Origin of the sequence: Brucella sp. BE17 (assembly GCF_039545455.1) — a bacterium.
Taxonomy (GTDB): domain Bacteria; phylum Pseudomonadota; class Alphaproteobacteria; order Rhizobiales; family Rhizobiaceae; genus Brucella.
In genome coordinates this window covers 430,857-453,889 of the sequence record NZ_CP154468.1, presented here as the reverse complement: position 1 = coordinate 453,889, position 23,033 = coordinate 430,857, and the positions used below count along the sequence as shown (strand labels likewise).

The window sequence follows — 23,033 nt, the reverse complement described above, 5'->3', positions numbered from 1 at the left end:
TTCACTCCGCCGCTGCCGTTTGCAATTGCCGTTCATCTGCAGCTGATTTCTTCAAGAACCTGCGCGAAGCCATGAGGGAGCGAAAGGTTCCGACAATGCCTTTTGGCAGAAAAAGTGTTACGGCCACAAACAATGCGCCCAGCGCAAACAGCCAGATCTCCGGGAAGGCAGTGGTAAAAATGCTCTTGCCGAAATTGACCAGAATGGCACCAATGACCGGCCCAACCAGTGTCGCGCGCCCGCCTACCGCCGTCCATATGACGACTTCAATCGAATTGGCAGGCGCAAATTCGCCCGGATTGATGATACCGACCTGCGGCACATAAAGTGCGCCTGCCACCGCCGCCATCATCGCCGAAAGCGTAAAAATGAAGAGCTTGTAGTTTTCCGGCCTGTAACCCAGAAAGCGCGTGCGGCTTTCGGCATCGCGCACACTGACCAGCACCTTGCCGAATTTCGATTTGACGATTGCAGAACTTAAAATCAGCGCGAGCGCCAGCAGAAGCGCGGAAGCCGCAAAAAGTGCTGTACGCGTGCCGGATGACTGGATGTTGAAGCCCAGAATATCCTTGAAATCGGTCAGGCCGTTATTGCCGCCAAAGCCCATCTCATTACGGAAGAAGGCGAGCATCAGCGCGTAGGTCATGGCCTGCGTGATGATGGAGAGATAAACACCGGTCACGCGTGAGCGAAAGGCAAACCAGCCGAAGATGAAAGCGAGCAGGCCAGGAACCAGCAGCACCATGAGGGCGGCAAACCAGAAATGATCGAAGCCGAACCAATACCAAGGCAGTTCCTTCCAGTTAAGAAAAACCATGAAATCCGGAAGATTTGGGTTGCCATAAACGCCGCGTGCACCGATCTGGCGCACCAGATACATGCCCATTGCATAGCCGCCGAGTGCGAAAAAGGCGGCATGTCCGAGCGAAAGAATACCACAAAAACCCCATACCAGATCGAGCGCCAAGGCCAGGATGGCATAGGTCAGATATTTACCCATCAGCGACACCACATAGGTCGGCACATGCAGCGGATGATCAGATGATGTCATCAGATTGAGAGCAGGCACGATCAAGGCAACGGCCATCAGCATGGCAACACAGATGAAGACACCGCGGTCGAGTCTGCGAAAAAACAAAGCCGTCATCATGCTTCCACCGCCCTGCCTTTGAGCGCGAAAAGACCACGCGGACGTCTTTGAATGAAAAGGATGATGAGCACGAGCACGAAAATCTTGCCCAGCACCGCGCCCGCATAAGGTTCAAGGAACTTGTTGAGAATGCCGAGCGAGAAGGCGCCGACCAGCGTGCCCCAGAGATTGCCGACACCGCCAAACACCACCACCATGAAGCTGTCGATGATGTAGCCTTGTCCGAGATTGGGCGAGACATTGTCGATCTGCGACAGCGCCACACCGGCCATTCCGGCAATGCCGGACCCGAGCGCAAAAGTCAGCGCATCGACATAAGGCGTGCGGATGCCCATGGAGGAGGCCATGCGGCGATTTTGCGTGACGGCGCGCATTTGCAGGCCGAAATTCGATTTTTTCAAAAGCGTCAGAAGTGTGAAAAATACCGCCAATGAAAACACGATGATCCAGAGCCGGTTCCAGGTGATCGTCATGCCACCGAGTTCAAAAGCACCCGACATCCATGATGGATTGCCGACTTCACGGTTGGTCGGCCCGAAGGTCGAGCGCACACCCTGTTGCAGGATCAGCGAAATCCCCCATGTCGCAAGCAATGTTTCAAGCGGACGCCCATAAAGAAAGCGAATGACGCCGCGTTCGATCACCAGCCCTACAAGGGCGGTGAAAAGAAAGGCCAGCGGCAGCGCAATGGCAAGCGACCAATCGAAGATACCCGGATAATGGCTGCGGATTACATCCTGGACGACGAAAGTCACATAGGCACCGAGCATGACCATCTCGCCATGCGCCATATTGATGATGCCCATGACGCCAAAGGTGATAGCAAGGCCGATAGCAGCCAGCAACAGGACCGAGCCGAGCGACAGGCCATACCAGACGTTCTGGCCAGCATCCCAGAAAGCCTGCCTTTGCTCGATATGGGCAATCGCAGCATCAAGTGCCGCGGCAAGTTTTGGCTCCGCATTGGCGCGTACGGCATTCAACAGGGATAGTGTGGAACGGTCGCCATGATCGGTCAGAAATTGCGCTGCCTTGAGTTTTGCTTCAAGCGGTCGAGAGGAGACAAGCAGCAAAGCGGCCTGCGCCTTTTCAAGCAATATCCTAATTGAGGCATCCTGTTCTTTTTCAAGCGCTGCCTCGATCAATGGCAATGCGTCGGGGTCAGGGTTTGCGGCCACGGTTTGCGCGGCGCGAAGCCGCTCTGCGCGGTTGGGGCTCATCAGCGTCAAGCCGCCCAAGGCCGTGCGCACGATACGGCGAACGGCATTGTTGACTTTGACTTTCTCCAGACCACCCTTGGGGGCTATGCCTGCCGCCTCCCCACTGAGCGGATCGATGAGGCTGAGATTTGCACCCGATGCCCTGCTGATGAAGACGCGACCATCGGATTTACGCATATAAAGATCGCCGCTGCCAAGCGCATTCAGCACCGAAACGGCACGCGCGTCAGCGGTTGCTGCCAATGCTGAAATCCGCTCCTGCATCTGAACAAAATTCGCTTTTCCCACAGCATCGACCAGCCCCTGAAAATCATCGGCAGCGCGGGCAGCCCCCATGAAGCTTGCGAACATCACGCAGAAAAGCACAAATGTTGCGCGGATTTGGTGTCCCATAGGTGGCACCCTTAAAGCTGTTGCATTTATCAGATAAAAGCCCCGGGCGAGCGATCAGCCCGCCCGAACCTGGAAGAGATCAAGAGCCGCCCTTACGAGCCACCTTGCCCGCCGCATTTGCCGGTTTCGACATTGAAATTGCCGCAGGACATAGGCGCGCGCCAATCGGAAATCAGGTTCTTTGAATCAGGCAGATAATCCGACCATTCGTCTCCGACGATCAGCCCCGGTGTCTGGCTGACGATTTCAAACTGGCCATTCGTCTGGATTTCACCGATCAGCACCGGCTTGGTGATGTGATGGTTCGGCATCATTGCCGAGAAGCCCCCGGAAAGGTTAGGAACCGAGACGCCGACCAGCGCGTCGATCACCGCATCGGGATCGGTGGTTCCGGCTTTTTCCACGGCCTTCAGCCACATATTGAAGCCGATATAGGAGGCTTCCATCGGATCGTTGGTGACGCGCTTGTCATCCTTGGTGTAAGCACGCCAGGTTTCGAGAAACTGTGCATTGACGGGATTATCCACCGACTGGAAATAGTTCCATGCCGCAAGATGGCCGACCAGCGGTGCCGTATCGATACCGGCCAGTTCTTCCTCGCCGACCGAGAAGGCGACGACCGGAATATCCTCGGCCTTCACACCCTGATTGGCGAGCTCCTTATAGAAAGGGACATTGGCGTCGCCATTGACGGTCGAGACTACAGCGGTCTTCTTGCCTGCCGCACCAAAACTCTTGATGGCTGCGACTTCCGTCTGCCAGTCGGAGAAGCCGAACGGCGTATAATTGACGCGGATATCTTCAGGTTTTACCCCCTTGGAAATCAGATAGGCTTCCAAAATCTTGTTGGTCGTGCGCGGATAAACATAGTCTGTGCCTTCCAGAACCCAGCGCTCGACACCTTCATTTTCCATCAGGTAGTCGACGGCGGGAATAGCCTGCTGGTTTGGTGCTGCACCTGTATAAAAGACGTTGCGCTCGGATTCTTCGCCCTCATATTGCACCGGATAGAACAATATATTGTTCAATTCCTTGAAAACCGGCAGCACCGATTTACGCGAGACGGATGTCCAGCAGCCGAAGACGGCAGCAACCTTGTCCTGTGAGATCAACTGACGCGCTTTTTCAGCAAAAAGCGGCCAGTCGGAGGCTGGGTCCACGACCACGGCTTCGAGCTTCCTGCCCAGAATGCCGCCCTTCTTGTTCTGCTCTTCGATGAGCATCAGCATGGCGTCTTTGAGAGTCGTCTCTGAAATTGCCATCGTGCCCGACAGCGAATGAAGAATGCCGACCTTGATCGTCTCTTCTTCGGCCAACGCGCTGGTAAAGCTCGGAATGGTGAGCGCACTTGCAAAAAGTGCGGCAAGCATCTGCGACCGGAATGTCATTGCGTGTCCCCTCTGTTCAACTGATCCCGTTTTCCGGGTTATCCCAACTATCAGGGAGAGGACGCCATTCGCTTATACGTCAAATGACGTAGTTACCGGGGTGAAATATGCATTATTGAATTTTCCTGTTATCTCTCTTTGCAGAGGCCAGAAAACGCCGGTGGGGAAATGAAACGGCATGACAGCGCGACAACGCATCATCCCTGTAAGACGGGACTATAACCGCTGGGTCGCGGATGAAACGCTCGAGGATTACGCACTGCGTTTCACCGCCAAAAGCGCGCGCCGTTTCTCATCCAACCGCATCGCCCATACGGCAATCGGTGCGATTTCCTTTCTGGCGTTGGAGGCTATCGGCGGTGCGATCACGTTTTCCTATGGTACGAGCAATGCGATTGCCGCGATCCTCGTTGCAAGCATGGTCATGCTGGGCATCGGTCTACCGATCAGCCGCTACGCCATCCGCCACGGTGTGGACATCGACCTTCTGACGCGCGGCGCAAGTTTTGGCTATATCGGATCAACGGTGACCTCGCTGATCTATGCGACTTTCACCTTTCTGCTGTTTGCCATCGAAGCCTCCATCATGTCGGGTGCGCTCAAGCTCGCTTTCGGCATTCCCATGTGGATGGGCTATGTCATCAGTGCTGTGGTCGTCATCCCGCTCGTCACTTATGGCGTGCGCATGATCAGCCGCTTTCAGATCATAACCCAGCCCTTCTGGATCGCGCTCAATATCCTGCCCTTCATTTTCATCGCACTGATCGACTGGGAGAAATTTCACCTCTGGCGCACATTTACTGGTATCACGGGCGGCTTTACCGATGGCGAGCGCGCGCCTTTCGTGCTGGCGCAGTTCGGCGCGGCTTCGGCTGTCATTCTGGCACTGATGGCTCAGATCGGCGAGCAAGTCGATTTCCTGCGGTTTCTGCCCCCTCAAGGTCAGTCAAAATTGCGTCACAGGATTGCCGTCTTTCTCGCAGGCCCCGGCTGGGTGGTGCTTGGCGCGCCAAAACTGCTTGCGGGATCGTTTCTGGTCGTGCTGACATTAAGCGCCGGTGTTTCAACCGATGTTGCCGCCGATCCGGCGCATATGTATCTCACTGCCTTTGGCTATATGATCTCCTCACCTACGGTCGCCCTTCTTCTGACCGCTGCCTTCGTGGTGGTATCGCAGCTCAAGATCAATGTGATGAACGCCTATGCGGGGTCATTGGCATGGTCGAATTTCTTCTCGCGTATCACCCATAGCCATCCTGGCCGCGTGGTCTGGCTGGTGTTCAATGTCGCAATCGGCCTTCTCTTGATGCAGCTTGGCGTCTATCAGGTGCTCGAACAGGCACTCGGTATTTTTTCGCTCGTTGCCATGGCATGGTTGTCTACGATTTCTGCCGATCTCTTCATCAACAAGCGTCTTGGTCTGTCACCGCCCGGCATCGAATTCAAACGTGCCCATCTTTATGACATCAATCCCGTCGGGACAGGCACGATGGCCATATCGTCCATTGCAGCGCTTTCGGCGCATTTCGGCGCATTCGGTTCCATGGCATCGGCACTCGCACCCTATATTGCGTTACTTGTAGCCATCCTCGTCTCACCGCTTATCGCATGGAAGACGAAAGGCCGCTATTATCTTGCGCGTAAACCCCGCCGCGCATGGCAAGGCAAAGGCACTATTACCTGCTCGGTCTGCGAACATGCGTTCGAGCCGGAGGATATGGCGTGGTGTCCGGCCTATGCAGCACCGATCTGTTCGCTTTGCTGCTCGCTCGACAGCCGCTGCCACGACCTCTGCAAACCGAAAGCCAATCTCAAAGCACAAGGTGCAAAAGTCGTAGAGGCGCTGCTTCCACCAGCTCTCATCAAAAAGCTCTCGACACGATTGGGCCGCTATGCCGTAACAGCCTGTCTTTCGGTGGCCGCTCTCGGCGCAATCCTCGCCATTGTCGCCTATCATGCCGGCGCTTCTTCGCCGGACACAGCGCAGGTCGTCAACCGCACCATTCTCATCGTGTTCTTCGTGCTGGCGCTAATTGCCGTCATCGTGTGCTGGTTTTATGTGCTGGCCCATGATAGCCGCATCGTGGCGGAAGAGGAATCCTCGCGCCAGACAACGCTTTTGCTCAAGGAAATAGCCGCGCACAGACAGACCGATGCGGCACTGCAAAAAGCAAAGGACAATGCGGAGGCCGCTAACCGCGCCAAAAGCCGCTATGTGGTCGGCCTCAGCCATGAGTTGCGCACTCCGCTTAATGCAGTTTTGGGCTATGCGCAGATACTGGAGCGCGACGAAACCATTCCGCCAGCACGCCAGCCATCGATAAAGCTCATCCGGCGCAGCGCTGATCATCTTTCAGGGCTGATTGACGGTCTGCTCGATATTTCCCGCATCGAAACGGGGCATCTTCAGGTTTATTCCAACGAAATAAACCTGCATGATTTTCTCGATCAGATCGTCGATATGTTGAAGCCTCAGGCGGAAGCCAAGGGCATTGCCTTTCTCTATCAGAAGACGAAAAGTCTGCCGCAATATGTGCGTACCGACGAGAAACGCCTGCGGCAGATTCTGGTCAACCTTCTTTCCAATGCGATCAAGTTCACCGAAAAAGGCGAAGTCGCGCTGGATGTTGCCTACCGCAATCAGGTTGCGACTTTCAGCATCACGGATACGGGACGCGGTATAAAGGATGAGGACATAGAACGCGTATTCGAGCCATTCGAGCGCGGTGAGGGCGAATATGTGCGCCATCTGCCGGGCCTTGGCCTGGGCCTGACCATCACCAAATTGCTGACCAATACGCTGGGCGGCGACCTGTCGCTGACAAGCCACTATGGCAAAGGATCGCGTTTTCAGGTTCGCCTTATGCTCAGCGCCATCGATCGCCCGGTCAATCTCGCAGCCCCCACGCAAAAGATCATCGCCTATAGCGGACCGCGCCGTACCATCATCATCGTTGACGACAATGATGATCATTGCTCATTGATGCGCGAAATCCTGGCTCCGCTCGATTTCATCGTGTTGACCGCCAAAAACGGTGCCGAATGCCTCACACTCGTCGACGGCATCCGACCCGACGTTTATTTTATCGATATCCGCATGCCGCAGATGAATGGCTGGGAGCTGGTGGCAAAGCTCCGCGAAAAAGGCGAGAAAGCTCCGATCATCATGCTCTCCGCCAACATAGGCGACGCAACACCGTCCGACCCATTGCCCGACAATGCGCATAATGGCACGCTGGGCAAACCTTTCGATCTCAGGCAATTGCACACCAAACTCGCGCTTCATCTTGGGCTGAAGTGGATTTACGATAAGAATGTTGAAAAAAAGACGACAGAAAAGGCAAGATTCATCAAAAGTCCGGCATTGTCGGATTTGCAGGACCTGATCCGCCTTAGCGAAATCGGCTATGTGCGTGGCATCGAGGCGAGGCTCGCCGTTCTTGCACAGGACGAGCAGCTCGTTCCCTTTGTCGAAAGCGCGCGCGATTATATTCGTGCCTTCAATATGTCAGGATTCGATATGTTTCTGCGTCAACTCGAAGCCGAAGCGGGCATCCGGCCATGAGCGGGATTTCACGCGATACGGTTCTGATCGTTGATGATTCACCTCAGACACTCGGCTTTTTGACCGAAGCGCTGGAACTGGCCAATTATTCGGTGCTGATTGCAACATCGGGCAATGCAGCACTCGGAATTGCCGAGCGCATCACTCCCGACATGATATTGATGGACGCCGTGATGCCCGGCATGGATGGTTTCGAGACCTGTCGCCAACTGAAGGCCAATCCCGCAGTCTCGCTGGTACCTATCATTTTCATGACAGGCCTTACTGAAACGGAACATATCGTTCAGGCGCTTGAGGCGGGAGGCGTCGATTATCTGACCAAGCCCATCAATATCGATGAATTGCGCGCGCGCATAAAGGTGCATCTTACCAATGCACGCTCAGTGCAAAGCGCTCGTGTCGCGCTCGACGCAAGCGGTCGTCATCTTCTCGCCGTCAATCGCGCAGGGCGAATTCTATGGTCTACACCGCAGGCCATGCGCCTGGTGGAAAGCGTCCTTGATGCAGGCAATGGACAGGCCGTGCTTGAGGATACATGCAAGGCCTGGTTTCAAACCCCTGACAGGCCTGAGAAGACGGGGCAAAGCCCGGCGACAGTCGCCGTCAATGGACCAGCCTCGCTTCAGATCCAATATCTCGGAGCAACAAATGCGGATGAATTCCTGTTCCGTCTGACTGCCGTCAATGCGGCGGGCGAAGCTGATATGCTACGGCTTCACTTTGGCCTTACAGCCCGCGAGAGCGATGTTCTGCACTGGATCGCGCGCGGAAAGTCCAACCGTGATATTGGCGAAATTCTGGGATTGAGCGCGCGAACAGTCAACAAACATCTGGAGCAAGTTTATATCAAGCTCGGTGTAGAAAACCGTGCAGCGGCAGCTATCAAGACATTGCAACTCTTACAGGAAAACGCTTCCTGATTTAACAGACCCAACGAACCATGATCGTCTCAAGTCCCGTGGGACGGTGCTATTTTCTCGGTGGGCCTGCGCCTCTTCGAGCGCACTTATCGTGTCGATCAACGTCCAAGCAAGACTGGTTATAGGGTTTACAATACAAAATCATGGCGCGCGGCGATAACCAGATCGGGGCTGTCGGATGTGATATAGGCAATGTCGCGCTTCATCCAACGGTCGATCAACTCGCGCTCATTAAGCGTCCATACGCCCAGTCGCTCTTTGGGAAACAACGCCATGATACGTTCGAATTCCGCTTCAAACAGCGCATAGTGAACGCCTACATAGCGGACCAGCGGCTCGACGCTCGCAAAGAAATTCTCAAGTCCGCCATTACGCTCCACCCATTCCTCGTTGAGCGACATCAAGCGATTGATTTCCGGCGCAACCTCGGCACACCGCTCGACAACGTTGCGGTCGAAGGAATGCAGGACAACGTGGTCTTCGATCTTGCGGGACTTGATGACTTCGACTGTTTTCTCGACCAGTCCTTCATAAGGTTTGCCGTCCGTGCCTGATTTCAGTTCGACATAGAGTTTGAGGTCTGGCCTTGCGGCAAGAACATCCAGAACTTCTTCGAAGGTCGCAATGTGATCTGCGGCGACATTTCCCTGCTCGTCCTTGAGGTGAATGGAACGACGCGTCTCATCGTCGAGAACGCGAACCTCGCCGTGGCCATCCGTCGTGCGATCGAGCGTTGCATCATGGATAACCAGTATCTGTCCCGCATCCGTCAGGTGCAGGTCGAATTCCACGCCTTCCACCTCAAGATCAAGCACGTTGCGAAAGCCGGCCAAGGAGTTTTCAGCCCACAGATTGCGCGCACCGCGGTGCGCCATGATCTCTATCATTGCGATGTTCCTATTGCAGGGTCGGGTCAAGCTTGTCGCGCAGCCAGTCGCCGAGGAGGGAAATTGAAAGGGTGGTCAGTACGATCACAAGCGCAGGTGCCAGCATGATCCAGGGTGCCTGGGTCAGATATTCACGCGCAAACCCAACCATATTTCCCAGAGAGGTGGCCGGTGGCTGGACACCCAGCCCGAGAAAGGAAAGGCTTGATTCCATCAGGATAATTTCCGGAAAAATGAGCGTCATCGATACGATCAGCGTTGAGGCGACATTGGGCAGGATGTGATGGAAATAGACCCGGAACGGCGTGGCACCCAATTGCACCACGGCATTGGCATAGCCTTGCGCGCCAGCCGAAATCGCAAGCCCGCGTGCGATGCGCGCATAGCGTTCCCAGCCATAAAAGCCCATCAGGCAAATGAGGAGCGCCATCGAATTGCCGAAGAAGGCAAGCACCGCGAGGGCCAGGATCATGAAAGGAAGGGCGGCCTGAAAATCAGCCATCATCACCACGAGATGCTCGACCCATCCGCGAAATCGCGCGGCGAGAAAACCCAGCAGCGTTCCGAAAAAAGCCGAGAGGATCGTGGCACCAAAAGCAATGATCATCGTCACGCGGATCGACTGGATCAGGCGCGAATAGACATCGCGGCCAAGCTCATCCGTACCAAGCCAGTGACCGGGCGTGCCATAAGGAACAAGCCGTGCCATCAGGTCCATTTTGGTAATCGAATAGGGACGGATAAGATCGGCAAAGAACACCACGAACACCATAAGGGCGAGCCAGAGTGCTGCAAAAATTATACTCACCGGCATGGCCGCGCGCAGGCGCGTTATGAAGCCGGGCGCGCGTTTCTCAGACGCACGGGCCTGAATGAGCGGAGAGATCGTTGTGTCTGTCATGGGGTGATCTCCTTAATGCGCGGATTTTGCCCGCAGGCGGGGATCAAGAACGCCGTAGAGCACATCGACCACGAGATTGGCCACGACCATGCAGCTTGCAATGACCAGCAGGAGGCATTGCACGACGGCCAGATCGCGATTGGCGACAGAGACGACCAGAAGCCTGCCGATGCCGGGCCACGAAAAAATCGATTCCACCACGACCGCGCCGACGATCAGTACGCCCCCGACCAGCAATCCGGCAATGGTAACGATCGGCACCGAGGCGTTGGGCAGAGCGTGTTTCCAGATGACATCGTTCCAGCTCACACCTTTGGCCGAGGCGGTGCGGATATAGGGCTGACCGAGCACCTCGATCATTGCGGAGCGGGAAAAGCGCGCCAGAATGGCCGTGCCGCCGATGGCAATCGTGATGGTGGGCAGGATGCCATGGACCCATGTGTCGCTGCCACCCGACGGCAGAACGCCAAGCTGGATCGAAAAAATCAGCACCAGCACAAGCCCGAGCACGAAGGACGGAATAGTAAAGCCTAAAATGGACAGCGTGATAACACCGCGATCCGCAAAGCCCTGCCGGTGTAGTGCTGCATAAACGCCGGCCGGAATCCCCAGAGCCAGCTTTATGATAAGCGCCGGTATCGTAATCTGAAGCGTTGCAGGCACGCGCTGCAAGACGAGATCGAGTGCCGGTGCCTTGTCACGCATGGAGACGCCGAAATCGAAGCTCAATATCCCTCTGAGATAAGAGAGATATTGCAGCCATAAAGGATCATCGAGCCCCCATGCCTTGCGAAAGGCATCAACCGATTGCTGCGGCGCATCGGGGCCGAGCATGATCTGTGCCGGATCGCCGGACATGCGCAGCACGACGAAAGCAAACGTCATGACCAGGAAGACGGTGACAAGGGCGCGCAGCAGACGGGATGTGATATAGGTGATCATGAAAGCCTCATGCCGCCGTTTTGCGGGGATCGACAAAATGGCAGGCGGTGCGCCGGTCGTATCCGGTCACTTCAAGATCGGGCATGACTGTGGGACATTGAAAGCCTGCCATGGGGCAACGAGGGTGAAACACGCATCCATCCGGACGGTTGGCCGGATTGGGCGGCTCTCCCTTGAGGATCATGCGGTGTTCGAGCCGCTTTCCCGGAACCGGCACGGACGAAACCAGCGCCTTCGTATAAGGATGCTGCGGTGTTTCGAATATCAAACCGGAACCCGCTTCGTCGACGATCTTGCCCAGATACATCACCGCCACACGGTCGCAGATATTGCGCACCACCTTGAGATCGTGGCTGATGAAAACCATGGCGACGCCATGGCGCTCCTGCAAATCGCGCAGCAGATTGACGATCTGCGCCTGAATGGAAACATCGAGCGCTGAAACCGGCTCGTCGCAAACGAGCAGGCGCGGGTTTGTCGCCAGCGCGCGTGCGATGATGACGCGCTGGCGCTGGCCGCCTGACAATTCATGTGGATAGCGCTCACCCTGATCGCGGCGCAAACCGACCGACATCATCAATTCCTCGACACGGTCCTTCACGTCCCGGCCCTTAGCGATGCCGTGGATGCGCAAAGGCTCGCCGATCTGCGCGGCAATAGTCAGACGACGATCAAGGGCCGCGAGCGGGTCCTGAAAAACCAGCTGCATCTGGGCACGCAGTTTGCGCCACGCCTGCGTATTGCGCGGCGGCAGCAGCTTTCCCTCAAAAAGCACTTCGCCTTCAGTCGCATCATCAATGCCGAGCAGCATGCGCCCGAGTGTAGACTTGCCGCAACCCGATTCACCCACAATGCCGAGCGTCTCGCCGGGTTTGACGGCAAGGCTGACCCCATCGACGGCTTTGACCGGATCGCTCTTGCGAAACATGCCGCCGCCCTCATAGGTGCGCACGAGATTGCGTGCTTCGAGAAGAAAGCTCATGCTATTGCCCCCTGTACCCTGAAGAGGGGCTGGCCGAGGCCAACATCGGGATAAGCGACAGCAGAGGCACGGTCCGCATTAAAACAGGCGACTTTCTGAGCACCATTTTGCAGCAGTTGCGGACTATGCGTTTCACAGCGGGGCGAAACCTGCGAACAGCGTGGCGCAAAGGCACAGCCTTGCGGCAAATGCCGCGGGTCCGGAACTGTTCCCGGAATAGCCCGCAATCTTTCGCGACCGCCATCGAGCCGCGGAATGGCGTCGAAAAGACCGCATGTATAGGGATGCTTAGGTGTTTCAAACAAATCTGACGTCTGCCCGCTTTCAACGATCCGCCCGGCATACATGACGCAAACACGCTCACAGATCTGGCTGACGGCCCCCAGATCATGGCTGATGAAAACAATCGCCATGCCCGTGTCGCGTCTGATCTCGTTCAACAGATCGAGTATCTGCGCCTGAATGGTGACATCGAGCGCCGTTGTCGGCTCGTCGGCAATCAGCACATCCGGCTCTCCGGCAAGGGCAATCGCAATCATCAGGCGCTGGCATTGCCCGCCAGAAAATTCGTGCGGATAAAGATCGAACCTTCGTGCGGCATCGGGAATACCAACCCGCTCCATGAGCCTTATGGTTTCAAGACGCGCGGCCTTGCCCTTCAGCGCGCGATGCAGCGACAGGGATTCCGCGATCTGCGCCCCGACCTTCTTGACCGGGTTGAGGGAGGAACTCGGGTCCTGAAAAATCATCGCAATGCTGCCGCCGCGAACGCCTTCCTGAACGACGCGTTGCGCGCCAATGAGTTGCTGGCCGTCAACGACGACCGAACCCGAAATCGCGGCTTTGCCCGGCAAAAGCCCAAGTGCTGCAAGCCAGGTCACGGATTTTCCGCAACCCGATTCCCCGACGAGACCAAGCGTTTCTCCGCGGTCGATATCCATATCGATACCGTGCAGAACCTGCACGCCATTGAATGAAACCTTCAAATCCCGCATGGAGACGAATGCCACCGTCTTCTCCTCGTAAGGCTACAGTATCGGCCCAAAAATCGGAATCGATTTTTGGAAAGCACGATGCGTAGATTCAATAGTTTAGAGCGTCCTTTGTGTGTCCGAAAGGACGCACGGCGCTCTATGGCAACAGCTGAACTGTCGATACCGTTTCGCCCAATAAAAATGGCTGACGCAAGTACGCCAGCCATGGATAAAAAAATTAGACTTTCCAGTTTTCTGCGCGGAAATCCATGGCAAAGGCCGGTGCGGCCTTCCAGTTCAATTCCTTCTTCATGCCGGTGAAGACGGCATTCTGATGCAGCACATTATAGACCGGGTCTTCGCGTTCGCAGATTTCAAGCATACGACGGATCGCCTTTTTGCGCTCTTCGCGATCCGTCGACGTTTCCATGACGACTGACAACTTGTTGACCTCGTCATTTGCCCAGTCCTTTTTCTGCTGCACTTCGCCATTGGGGCCGAACTGAACGACCATCGGGGTGATGGGGTCGTTGATGTTATTGGAAGCCGACCAGTCGCGAACGCCTTTGACGCCTTCGGGATTGTGAATCTGGTCCCAGTTTTCCTTCATCTCTATCTCGACATTGAGTCCGACCTGATTCCACATCTCGACCATCACCTGCGCGGTGGATGTCTGGTTGGTGTAATAGTTGTTGAGCAGGCGGTAAGGGATGGCGTCGCCCTTGTAACCCGCCTGCTTGAGCAGATCGCGCGCAAGCTCCTGATCGAATTCTGGTGGCTGCCAGTCATCGATAAACATGTCGGACGCGCGAAAACTTTCAAACTGCAAACCGGCTGGCACCACGGTCTGACCGCCCCACAAAGCTTCGACGATCGCCTGACGATCAACCGAATGCGTCATGGCGCGACGCACCAGCGGATTGCTCAGGATTTCGTTCTGGGTGTTGAAGATCGTTGTACGGTGGTTCCAGATCGTCGAGCTTTGAATTTCAAGTCCCGGATTGTTCGCCACGTTGGCAATCTGGTCCGGCGGCAGATCGCAGGCAAAATCATATTGCCCGGAAATGAGACCGTTGACGCGGCTTGAGACTTCCGGCACCTCGACGAAGCGAATACGCTGCAAAGGCGGACGTGCGCCCCAATAGTCGTCATGGGCCTCAAGCACGAGTTCCACATCCGGCTTGAATTCGACGACCTTGTAAGGTCCGGTGGTCACGGGCTTGCGCGCCCATTCAGTGTAGGATTTGGCTTCATCCCAGGCACGCTTGTTGGCGATCTGCGACCCGAAGGCGTAAAGGCGGCCCTCGAGTGTCACGTCAGGCGTCGCATTGTGGAAGCGGACAGTATATTTATCGACCGCTTCAACGCCGCGCAGTGCGGGCCACAGACGGCGCGAAACACCCGGAATTGCTGCCGGCAGCTCCTTTTCGGTCTGCGGCTTGAAATTTGCTTCATAAAGCGTCTTGCCACCCGCAGGCTCGGTGCCCGCAAAGAGACGCTCATCGGAGAAGGAAAACACCACGTCTTCGGCGGTCAACTCGTCGCCATTGTGGAATTTTACGCCCTGGCGAAGCTTTAATTCGATAGTCTTGTCATCAAGACGGTTCCATCCGGTGGCGAGACCGGGAACAGGCCCTTGATTACCCATCCAGTCACGCAGAATCAGGCCTTCCCACAGATTGGGGAAGAAGATGCGCTCACCGACATTGGACTGTTCGTTCCAGATATCGAGCGTATTGTTGTTGGTGATCTTCTGCACAGCGACCGTGATCGAGCGTCGTTGATCGGCGCGGACGATACCCGGCATGATGAACGTGCTGGCTGTGGCGCCCATAAGGCCCAATGCGTGACGACGATTGATAAGCATAACTTTCCCCGACAGTGACGACCAAAGAAAATCAAATGGTCGATCTTAAAAACTGCACGGGGAATAGGCTGCTAGTATAACAGGACTTTAACAGTAGCTTGAAGCTTTCGTGAATGCGCACATGGCTCGGGCGATCAGCCAAAAAAGGCTCCCACAGTATTGCGTCGCATTCTAGTGTATTCAGAAGACGCGCTTTAAGATTCTGTTTTTAATCATATATTATCCTGAAAACGGGCCCCACTTTAAGAGATATGCGTTAGATTGAAAGCGGATGAGCATGAGCGGCATCGATGGAACTTGCGCGAATATGCGAAACCTGACGGTAAGAGCGGGGCGTCAGGCCAGTTTCCATCCGGAAATAGCGATTGAAATTTGACAGATTATTGAAACCGGCTTCAAAACATATATCGGTTATAGACATATCCGTTTCAGTCAGGAGGGTGCGAGCGCGCCAAACGCGCACCGAACGGCTATAAGCTGAAAAATCAAGTCCCGTCAGCCGTTTGAAGGCGCGTGAAAAAGCAGACGATCCCAGACCGATTGCCGCTGCAACTTCCTGCATCTGCATGGATGGCGTCGATTGCAGCAACTGGATTGCCTCATCGATGCGCCTGTGGCGCCGGTCCGATTTTTCATTGTAGAGCGAGACGAAATGCGAACTGGCCAACAGGCGTTTTTCGGACGTCGCCTCAATGGCCTTCAGAATATCGATGAACAGGCCCAGTCCGCTGGCGTTGCCCTTGCGATGCAGATCGACCATCATCCTTCCGATCCGCGCCGCAGCCCGCCCCGTGATCTCGATCCCTTGCAGGGAAAGTGGCTTCAGCCGATGCAATATGTCGAATTCAGGACAGGCGGTGCGCGCCCCCACGAGCGCGTCGGCGTCGAATTGCAGAACGAGGTCACGCCCCGGCAGGCTGGTCGCGCCCGGTGTAATCCAGTTATGCGGCAGATTGGTTCCTGTGAGCACCAGATGACCCGGAGCAAAGGAGCCGACATAATCACCCACATAAGCGAGGCCGTTTGCCTCGGGAATATAATGAAGTTCCCATTCCGGGTGATAGTTCCAGATGCAGATCGCAATCGGATAGTCATCGCGGCGGATGAGGTAGGATTGCCCATCCGGCAACTTGATCCTCTCCCGTATGGCAGAATAGGCGCTCTGCGTTGGCGCAGGCTTCGACAGGGGAACTTCCGATGGAATTGGCATGGTTGTTTGCTATATTCTCCTCAATTATGTCATAATAGTATCAGTTGGTGTTAAAAAGCAATCTAGTGCTTTTGCGGCTATTCTCCGAAAGTCCGCCTGTTAGACGCTTATAGAAAGCGTTCATGGGGAGGATAATCATGTTGAATGCCATTTTTCGGGCAGGTGTCGCACTTGCTGCGCTCACCGCTGCTTCCAATAGTTTTGCCGCAGCCGTATGTGAAAACGATCTGCGCATTCTCGCGCAGCCTCGCGATGGTCTGACGCTTTTGGAGCAGGAAGTTGATGAATTCGAGGAACTGTCAGGAGCAGGCTTCGAGATCAGCTATCTCAATGAAAACGACCGGCGCGCCAAATCGCAGGCCGATGCCTCGACGGTCGGCAGCTATAATGTCTATTATGTCGATGAGGCCAATCTGGCACTCTTCGCGTCTTCGGACTGGATCGTCCCGCTCGAAGGCTTTTATCCGAAAGACTATGATTACGACGATTTTGATGCCGGTATGCGCGCCGCCGCCACCTATGACGGAAAGCAGTGGTTCGCACCTATTCAAGGCGGCGGCGACCTGATGGTTTATCGCACGGATCTCTTGGAGAAGGCCGGTATAGAGCCGCCCAAAACCTGGGATGAATACAAGGCCGCTGTCGCTAAACTTCATGATCCGAAAAACGGCGTCTATGGTACGGCATTGCGCGGACAGCGTGGATCGGGTGCCAATGTCTGGCGTTGGATGCCGTTGTTCAAGGCGGACGGCGGCGAGTGGTTCAAGGACGGCAAACCGGCTTTCAATTCCGATGCGACGGTCGATGCTACGCAGCAATATCTCGATCTTTTCAAATATTCCGCCCCTGGCACACAGACCGGCTCGTGGGATGAGTCTACTGGCGCTTTCCGTGCAGGAAAAGTGGCGATCATCATCGAATCGGCTCCGTTAGGCGGCATGTCTGTCGACAAGGCGCAAAGTCAGGTTGCCGATAAAGTGGCTTTTGCTGTTCCACCGACCCCACTGCCCGGTGCTGGATATGCGCATGGCTTTGCCATCGCTTCCAAGGCAAATGCAACGGATGCCGAAAAAGCGTGCGCTGGCTTGTTCATTGCCTGGGCGACTTCCAAGGAACAGGAAGCGCGTCGTCTTGCAGCGGGACAGCCGGGCGAACTGACACGCACGAGCACCTTCCAAAGCCCTGAATATGCCAAGACCTTCGGCCAAAATCTTGCCGACGCCATGGCCGCTACCGGCGCAAAAACGCAAGTGACCTTCTGGCAAGACAAGCGCTGGCAGGAACTGGGCAATCAATGGGGTATCCTGCTCGAGGAGCTGATCACCGGCAATCGTAAAGACATCAAGGAAGCCCTCAACGAACTCGAGGCCTTCGCCGGCAAACTCTGATCGCTTTTTACAACTCCATGTCGGGCAGGCTCAAACGCCATGCCCGACATGTCCGATGCGCGCTGGCATGTCCGTTGCGCAAGAGCATTTTATTGTTATGCAATTCCGGGCGCGCATCGTGCGGTTAACGGCCTGGACTCTTCGATCAAGGAGCGTTTCATGAAACGCGGACGATCTTTGCCCTATGTGTTTCTGGGGCCGACACTGATCATCCTGATGCTGCTGGCCCTCGTGCCAGCCCTTTATGCCGTCAATATTTCGTTCCAGAACCGCACTTTGTCGCAAGGCGATGTGCATTATGTCTGGTTTCAGAACTATGTGACGCTTTTCAGCGATCCGCGTTTTCTCAACGCTTTATGGGTATCGCTCAAATGGGAAATCCTGACCGTGTCGTCGACCATGCTGGTCGGCGTGGGGTTGGGTATTGCCATGTTTGAGGCAGCAAATACACGTTGGCGCAATATACTTTGTCTTTTGTTCATCATTCCTGTGCTGCTGCCTCGTGTCTGCGCGGCGTTCGTGTGGAAATTCGCATTTCATCCGCTATATGGCGCGTTGACGTGGCCAGTGCGTGAACTGACCGGCACCACCCCCGACCTCCTCTCCACTCCGTGGGGCGCTCTTTTGAGCGTGGCCTTTGTCGATGTCTGGCAATGGGGGCTGTTTTTCTCAGTCATCATTTTGAAACTGCTTGAAGCCCTGCCAGCGCACCCCATAGAGGCCGCGCGGATCGATAAGGCGACGCGGTGGGAGATTCATCGATACATCACCTTGCCGATGCTTAAACTGCCATTGACAAGTCTTCTGCTGGTCAAGGCAATCGAAAGCCTACGCTCCTTCGACCTCGTCTATGTGATGACACGGGGCGGCCCAGGCATTTCGACTGAAACGCTCGATATGTATGCCTATTCGCAAGGCTTCATCGAGGCCGGAAAGATATCCTACGCCTCATCCATGGCCGTCATCATGATGGTCCTGACGATCATAATCTTCACCGTTGCATGGAAGAGGCTGAACCGATGAAGGCTTCCACCCTGTTTCTTCGTGCTATCCTGCTGATAGCGTCGGCTCTGGTGGTGTTACCGCTTCTGTGGACGCTTCTGAACGCCTTCAAAACCAATGCCGACCTTCTGGTCAGCACGCCGAAATTGTTGTTTCAGCCGGTATGGGACAATATGAGCTATGTGCTCAACCGTCGTTCCGTGGCCCGCGCTTTGACGAACTCCGTCATCATCTGTTCGGCTGCGGTGGTCTTCGGAGCACTTCTGGGCGTTCCAGCGGCTTATGTGATTGCGCGTTACAAAAACCGGCTGACGGCTGAAGCACAGTTCTTCGTGTTGTCGCTGCGCTTTCTGCCGCCCGTCGCCGTTGCCATTCCGATGCTGGTCATCTGGCTGGGGCTTGGTCTTTACGATACGCGCTTGTCGCTGATCGTAACCTACTTCATCACCACCGCCTCGATCACGATCTGGCTCTCGGTCCCGGCATTCGAACGGGTCAGCCTGCATGTCGAGGAAGCGGCGCGGGTTGATGGATTGGGACGCTACGCCACATTCTTTCGCATGTCGCTGCCTATCGCGCGTTTTCAGATATTCGGGGCCATCGCCTTTGCTTTTGTGCTGGTCTGGAACGAATTTCTGCTGGCGATGATGCTGACAACGTCTAATGCGAAAACCCTGCCGATCATCGCTTCGGAAATGTCGCAGCTTGGCATGAATGTGCCCTGGGGCATTCTGAACGCCGCCGTGGTCTTGCTGTCGCTGCCGCCGCTCATCCTTCTCGGATTGCTGGCCGGTGGTCTCAATGCCGCCTTCTCAAAAAAACAAAATCAGGACTGATCACATGAAAGCACTTGTTCTGGAGCGCGTCGGCGAACTCAATCTGCGCGATATCGATCTGCCCACTCAAATGGGCGCGGACGATGTGCGCATCAAACTGCACACGGTCGGCGTTTGCGGCAGTGACGTGCACTATTACACCCATGGTCGTATCGGCGATTTCGTGGTCAACGAGCCGATGGTGCTCGGCCATGAAGCCGCAGGAACGGTGAGCGAAGTGGGGGCCAATGTCACCCATCTGAAAGTTGGCGACCGTGTCTGCATGGAGCCGGGCATTCCTGATCCGCTCTCTCGGGCATCAAAACTCGGCATGTATAATGTCGACCCGTCAGTCCGCTTCTGGGCCACACCCCCGATCCATGGCGTTCTTTGTCCCGAAACTGTGCATCCGGCCAGTTTCACTTACAAGCTTCCGGACACTGTTTCCTTTGCCGAAGGCGCAATGGTTGAGCCTTTCGCCGTCGGCATGCAGGCGGCAACCCGTGCCCGCATCGCACCGGGTGACACGGCGGTGGTGACGGGATGCGGTACCATCGGCATCATGGTGGCGTTGGCCGCACTTGCCGGCGGATGCTCGCGCGTGCTGATCTCAGACCTGTCCGAAGACAAGCTGAAACTGGCCGAGACCTATGCGGGCATCAGCGGCATCAATCTGAATACAATCAATATCGTCGACGCCGTAAATGAAGCCACCGACGGCTGGGGCGCAGATATCGTATTTGAATGTTCAGGGGCTGCGGCGGCAATCCGCGATCTATTCAAAATCGTCCGCCCCGGTGGAGCAGTCGTTCTGGTCGGCCTGCCGCCGGAACCCGTGCCTTTTGATGTATCCGCCGCTACCGCACGCGAGTGTCGTATCGAAACGGTGTTCCGCTATGCAAATGTCTATGATCGCGCATTGGCGCTGATTGCTGCAGGCAAGGTGGATCTCAAGCCTCTGGTATCGGCGACTTTCACGTTCGACCAATCCATCGCCGCCTTTGAGCGCGCCGCCGAAGGCCGCCCGACAGATGTGAAACTCCAGATTCTTCTCGACGGGGAGGCTCAGTAATGGCGACTGTCGAATGCCGTTCCATCCGCAAGGTCTACGGCACCCAAGAAGTGATTCAAGACTTCGATCTGAATATCCGGGATCATGAATTCGTTGTTTTTTTAGGCCCGTCCGGCTGCGGTAAATCCACAATCCTGCGCATGATCGCGGGGCTTGAGGATATCACCGGAGGCGATCTACTAATCGGCGGAGAACGCGTGAATGAACGCGATCCAGGTGACCGCGGCATCGCTATGGTGTTCCAGAACTATGCGCTTTATCCACATATGGATGTGCGCGAAAACATCATCTTTGGACTGGAGCGCGCCCGGGTCGATAAAAAAGCGATCCATGAACGACTGGTGCCGGTCGTGGAATCTCTTGGCCTGCAGCCTTATCTGACGCGCAAGCCATTGGAATTGTCCGGCGGTCAACAGCAGCGTGTGGCGATTGCACGCGCGATGATCAAAACGCCTCAGGTGTTCCTTTTCGATGAACCGCTGTCAAACCTCGACGCCAAATTGCGCGGCAGTCTGCGCGTGGAGATCGCACGGCTGCACCGCAATCTCAAAACCACAAGCATTTATGTGACTCATGACCAGCTGGAAGCCATGACCCTGGCCGACCGGATTATCCTGATGAAGGATGGCCATATCGAGCAGATGGGAACGCCGGAAGAAATATACCATACCCCCGCCACCTTGTTTGCCGCAAGCTTCATCGGCACGCCGAATATGAACTTCCTGCCGATGCAGGTCAGCGACGGCAGACTTTCGAGTGATACTCTCAATATTGACGTTCCTTTTGCCATCGAGCCAAAGGATGTAACCGTCGGCATCCGCCCCGGTGCATTTCGCCTGAACGATACCGGGGGTGTTCTACGCGGGCAGGTCGAACGCAACGAGTTCCATGGCGAAACACGTCTGGTGACGCTGCGCGCAGGATCGCATGAGCTCAATATCTCCGTGCCGTCCACGGTAAAGCTTACCGATGGACAGAATGTTGGCGTCGATGTGGACCCGTCCGATCTGCACATCTTCGACAGTTCAAGCGGTCGGCGTATTGATAAAACGGTGCAGCCATAAGGCTGCACCTTCTCATTCCGCAGCCAGCTGGAACGGCACGGCAGAACGATTGAGCCTGTCGGCATACCAGTCGATAAACTGAATGACGCCGCTTTCCTGATTGGGTGAGTAAGGCCCTGGAATATAGGCGGGAGACAGAATCCCCTCCTGATTGGTTTCGACGATTTCCCGGTCCTCGTCGTTTGTGGCGATCCACACTTCAGTCAGACGGCTCAGATCATAGTCCACGCCTTCCACCGCATCCTTGTGGACGAGCCATGTGGTGGTCACTTCAGTTTCGTTGACACCGATCGGCGTGACGCGGAAAGTCAGCGAATGATCCGGCAGGAAGTGGTTCCATGTCGAGGGGTAATGAAATGCGAGCAGAGCGCCCGCATCAGGCAATGCAACCCGGCCCAGTTGCCGCGTCACGCCCGCCTTGCCATCCATCGTGTAGCTTACGGCTTTTTCCTGAAGCGGCATGCGCGCCAGACGATATTGCCCCTCGCCTTCCAGACGGAACCGCGCCGGTGCGCCTGACGCCTCGCAGCGATCGAAATGCGCCTGAAGTCGCGCCGATATTGATCCATCGGCACTCACACCCGCCACTTCCGGGTCAAGCGGAAACGACCGGCAAAGCGCGGGGTGGTTGCTGCTGCAATGATAGCATTCGCGGTTATTTTCCCACACCAGTTTCCAGTTGCCTTTTTCGACAATCGTCGAGGAATAAGCGATCTTGGCATTCTCCAGATCGTGGACCTCTAGATAAGGCCGTGCCATATCGGCAAAGGGCTCGAAAGGCGGCGGCGTCTCGGCAAGGCAGATATAGATCAGCCCGCAAAGGTTACGCAGGCTAACCGGTCTCAGGCCATGCGCGGACGGATCAAAATCCGGCCCCATATCATTGGCCCAGATAAGTCTGCCATCCAGCTCATAGGTCCATTGATGATAGGGGCAGACAAGTTTTGCCACCGTACCCTCGCGGGACTTGCAGATACGCGATCCGCGATGCCGACATGAATTATGGAAAGCCCGGATTTCATTATCACGGTCTTTAACGATCATAACCTCATAGGCACCGACGCGCAGCGTTGCATAGCTACCCGGTTTCTTCAGCTGACAGGAGGGAATGGCATAAAGCCACTCCTTATAGAAAATATGCTCAAGATCGAGATCGTAGATTTCCGGCGCGGTATAAAAAGGTTGTTCCAGCGCGTGGCCGGGCCGACGGTGTGCAAGCAACTCCTGAATGGAAAGCGGTGTGCCCATTTAACTCAGTTCCCTGTTCCAGTTTTGAACTTGTCTAAAAGTTTC

18 protein-coding genes are annotated in these 23,033 nt (G+C 55.6%); 7 read left to right on the top strand and 11 right to left on the bottom strand.

Annotated elements, in window-relative coordinates:
- Position 1 precedes the first annotated feature (1 nt).
- The 3 genes from urtC to urtA all read right to left on the bottom strand — a co-directional run bounded on the left by urtC (position 2) and on the right by urtA (position 4,151).
- On the bottom strand, positions 2 to 1,150 hold the full coding sequence (urtC, locus tag AAIB41_RS13450; protein WP_343315790.1) for an urea ABC transporter permease subunit UrtC: 1,149 nt from the start codon (positions 1,148 to 1,150) through the stop codon (positions 2 to 4).
- A complete protein-coding gene (urtB, locus tag AAIB41_RS13445) occupies positions 1,147 to 2,721 on the bottom strand; it encodes an urea ABC transporter permease subunit UrtB (RefSeq protein WP_343316072.1) in 1,575 nt (524 codons plus the stop codon). Before urtB ends, urtC begins: the two co-directional genes overlap by 4 nt.
- A gap of 134 nt (positions 2,722 to 2,855) precedes the next feature.
- On the bottom strand, positions 2,856 to 4,151 hold the full coding sequence (gene urtA, locus AAIB41_RS13440; protein WP_343315789.1) for an urea ABC transporter substrate-binding protein: 1,296 nt from the start codon (positions 4,149 to 4,151) through the stop codon (positions 2,856 to 2,858).
- Between the two features lie 178 nt (positions 4,152 to 4,329).
- Here urtA and AAIB41_RS13435 point away from each other — a divergent pair, with 178 nt between their 5' ends.
- Both AAIB41_RS13435 and AAIB41_RS13430 read left to right on the top strand, forming a co-directional pair.
- Positions 4,330 to 7,716 (top strand): ATP-binding protein, encoded by a 3,387-nt coding sequence (locus tag AAIB41_RS13435; RefSeq protein WP_343315788.1) that lies wholly within the window; start codon positions 4,330 to 4,332, stop codon positions 7,714 to 7,716.
- Positions 7,713 to 8,636, top strand: a complete 924-nt coding sequence (locus tag AAIB41_RS13430; RefSeq protein WP_343315787.1) for a response regulator — start codon at positions 7,713 to 7,715, stop codon at positions 8,634 to 8,636. Before AAIB41_RS13435 ends, AAIB41_RS13430 begins: the two co-directional genes overlap by 4 nt.
- Before the next feature lie 128 nt (positions 8,637 to 8,764).
- Here the strand turns inward: AAIB41_RS13430 and AAIB41_RS13425 are convergent, their stop codons facing one another.
- From AAIB41_RS13425 to AAIB41_RS13395, 7 genes are all read right to left on the bottom strand, one after another.
- Complete coding sequence (locus tag AAIB41_RS13425) at positions 8,765 to 9,523, bottom strand: glycerophosphodiester phosphodiesterase family protein (protein ID WP_343315786.1); 759 nt, start codon at positions 9,521 to 9,523, stop codon at positions 8,765 to 8,767.
- A 10-nt stretch (positions 9,524 to 9,533) separates the two neighbouring features.
- Entirely contained in the window at positions 9,534 to 10,424 is an 891-nt protein-coding gene (locus AAIB41_RS13420) for an ABC transporter permease (RefSeq protein ID WP_343315785.1), read from the bottom strand.
- A gap of 12 nt (positions 10,425 to 10,436) precedes the next feature.
- Positions 10,437 to 11,366: an ABC transporter permease gene (locus AAIB41_RS13415; protein ID WP_343315784.1), complete on the bottom strand. Its 930-nt coding sequence runs from the start codon at positions 11,364 to 11,366 to the stop codon at positions 10,437 to 10,439.
- Positions 11,367 to 11,373: 7 nt separating this feature from the next.
- The gene (locus AAIB41_RS13410) at positions 11,374 to 12,348 is read right to left on the bottom strand and encodes an ABC transporter ATP-binding protein (RefSeq protein WP_343315783.1); all 975 of its coding nucleotides are present in this window, start codon (positions 12,346 to 12,348) and stop codon (positions 11,374 to 11,376) included.
- Positions 12,345 to 13,343, bottom strand: coding sequence for an ABC transporter ATP-binding protein (locus tag AAIB41_RS13405; RefSeq protein ID WP_343316071.1), 999 nt, complete (start codon positions 13,341 to 13,343; stop codon positions 12,345 to 12,347). The genes AAIB41_RS13410 and AAIB41_RS13405 overlap by 4 nt, the downstream gene beginning before the upstream one ends.
- Positions 13,344 to 13,560: 217 nt before the next feature.
- On the bottom strand, positions 13,561 to 15,189 hold the full coding sequence (locus tag AAIB41_RS13400; RefSeq protein WP_343315782.1) for an ABC transporter substrate-binding protein: 1,629 nt from the start codon (positions 15,187 to 15,189) through the stop codon (positions 13,561 to 13,563).
- 256 nt (positions 15,190 to 15,445) lie between these two features.
- Positions 15,446 to 16,399, bottom strand: coding sequence for a helix-turn-helix domain-containing protein (locus tag AAIB41_RS13395; protein WP_343315781.1), 954 nt, complete (start codon positions 16,397 to 16,399; stop codon positions 15,446 to 15,448).
- A gap of 134 nt (positions 16,400 to 16,533) precedes the next feature.
- Here AAIB41_RS13395 and AAIB41_RS13390 point away from each other — a divergent pair, with 134 nt between their 5' ends.
- From AAIB41_RS13390 to ugpC, 5 genes are all read left to right on the top strand, one after another.
- Positions 16,534 to 17,787, top strand: a complete 1,254-nt coding sequence (locus tag AAIB41_RS13390; RefSeq protein WP_343316070.1) for a sugar ABC transporter substrate-binding protein — start codon at positions 16,534 to 16,536, stop codon at positions 17,785 to 17,787.
- Positions 17,788 to 17,946: 159 nt separating this feature from the next.
- A complete protein-coding gene (locus AAIB41_RS13385) occupies positions 17,947 to 18,810 on the top strand; it encodes a sugar ABC transporter permease (protein ID WP_343315780.1) in 864 nt (287 codons plus the stop codon).
- Entirely contained in the window at positions 18,807 to 19,625 is an 819-nt protein-coding gene (locus tag AAIB41_RS13380) for a carbohydrate ABC transporter permease (RefSeq protein WP_343315779.1), read from the top strand. The genes AAIB41_RS13385 and AAIB41_RS13380 overlap by 4 nt, the downstream gene beginning before the upstream one ends.
- A 4-nt stretch (positions 19,626 to 19,629) precedes the next feature.
- Positions 19,630 to 20,676, top strand: coding sequence for an NAD(P)-dependent alcohol dehydrogenase (locus AAIB41_RS13375; RefSeq protein WP_343315778.1), 1,047 nt, complete (start codon positions 19,630 to 19,632; stop codon positions 20,674 to 20,676).
- A complete protein-coding gene (gene ugpC / locus AAIB41_RS13370) occupies positions 20,676 to 21,740 on the top strand; it encodes a sn-glycerol-3-phosphate ABC transporter ATP-binding protein UgpC (RefSeq protein ID WP_343315777.1) in 1,065 nt (354 codons plus the stop codon). The genes AAIB41_RS13375 and ugpC overlap by 1 nt, the downstream gene beginning before the upstream one ends.
- A 12-nt stretch (positions 21,741 to 21,752) precedes the next feature.
- Here the strand turns inward: ugpC and AAIB41_RS13365 are convergent, their stop codons facing one another.
- Positions 21,753 to 22,988 carry an aromatic ring-hydroxylating dioxygenase subunit alpha gene (locus tag AAIB41_RS13365; protein WP_343315776.1) on the bottom strand — a complete coding sequence of 412 codons (1,236 nt, stop codon included), beginning with the start codon at positions 22,986 to 22,988 and terminating at the stop codon, positions 21,753 to 21,755.
- Positions 22,989 to 23,033 lie beyond the last annotated feature (45 nt).

Excerpts from the sequence above, each read along its gene's own strand:
- AAIB41_RS13365 (WP_343315776.1), bottom strand. The coding sequence starts at position 22,988 with ATGGGCACACCGCTTTCCATTCAGGAGTTGCTTGCACACCGTCGGCCC.
- AAIB41_RS13415 (WP_343315784.1), bottom strand. The coding sequence starts at position 11,366 with ATGATCACCTATATCACATCCCGTCTGCTGCGCGCCCTTGTCACCGTC.
- AAIB41_RS13430 (WP_343315787.1), top strand. The coding sequence starts at position 7,713 with ATGAGCGGGATTTCACGCGATACGGTTCTGATCGTTGATGATTCACCT.
- AAIB41_RS13395 (WP_343315781.1), bottom strand. The coding sequence starts at position 16,399 with ATGCCAATTCCATCGGAAGTTCCCCTGTCGAAGCCTGCGCCAACGCAG.
- AAIB41_RS13435 (WP_343315788.1), top strand. The coding sequence starts at position 4,330 with ATGACAGCGCGACAACGCATCATCCCTGTAAGACGGGACTATAACCGC.
- urtB (WP_343316072.1), bottom strand. The coding sequence starts at position 2,721 with ATGTTCGCAAGCTTCATGGGGGCTGCCCGCGCTGCCGATGATTTTCAG.
- urtC (WP_343315790.1), bottom strand. The coding sequence starts at position 1,150 with ATGATGACGGCTTTGTTTTTTCGCAGACTCGACCGCGGTGTCTTCATC.
- AAIB41_RS13375 (WP_343315778.1), top strand. The coding sequence starts at position 19,630 with ATGAAAGCACTTGTTCTGGAGCGCGTCGGCGAACTCAATCTGCGCGAT.
- AAIB41_RS13380 (WP_343315779.1), top strand. The coding sequence starts at position 18,807 with ATGAAGGCTTCCACCCTGTTTCTTCGTGCTATCCTGCTGATAGCGTCG.
- AAIB41_RS13405 (WP_343316071.1), bottom strand. The coding sequence starts at position 13,343 with ATGCGGGATTTGAAGGTTTCATTCAATGGCGTGCAGGTTCTGCACGGT.
- AAIB41_RS13425 (WP_343315786.1), bottom strand. The coding sequence starts at position 9,523 with ATGATAGAGATCATGGCGCACCGCGGTGCGCGCAATCTGTGGGCTGAA.
- AAIB41_RS13400 (WP_343315782.1), bottom strand. The coding sequence starts at position 15,189 with ATGCTTATCAATCGTCGTCACGCATTGGGCCTTATGGGCGCCACAGCC.
- AAIB41_RS13385 (WP_343315780.1), top strand. The coding sequence starts at position 17,947 with ATGAAACGCGGACGATCTTTGCCCTATGTGTTTCTGGGGCCGACACTG.
- AAIB41_RS13420 (WP_343315785.1), bottom strand. The coding sequence starts at position 10,424 with ATGACAGACACAACGATCTCTCCGCTCATTCAGGCCCGTGCGTCTGAG.
- AAIB41_RS13410 (WP_343315783.1), bottom strand. The coding sequence starts at position 12,348 with ATGAGCTTTCTTCTCGAAGCACGCAATCTCGTGCGCACCTATGAGGGC.
- ugpC (WP_343315777.1), top strand. The coding sequence starts at position 20,676 with ATGGCGACTGTCGAATGCCGTTCCATCCGCAAGGTCTACGGCACCCAA.
- urtA (WP_343315789.1), bottom strand. The coding sequence starts at position 4,151 with ATGACATTCCGGTCGCAGATGCTTGCCGCACTTTTTGCAAGTGCGCTC.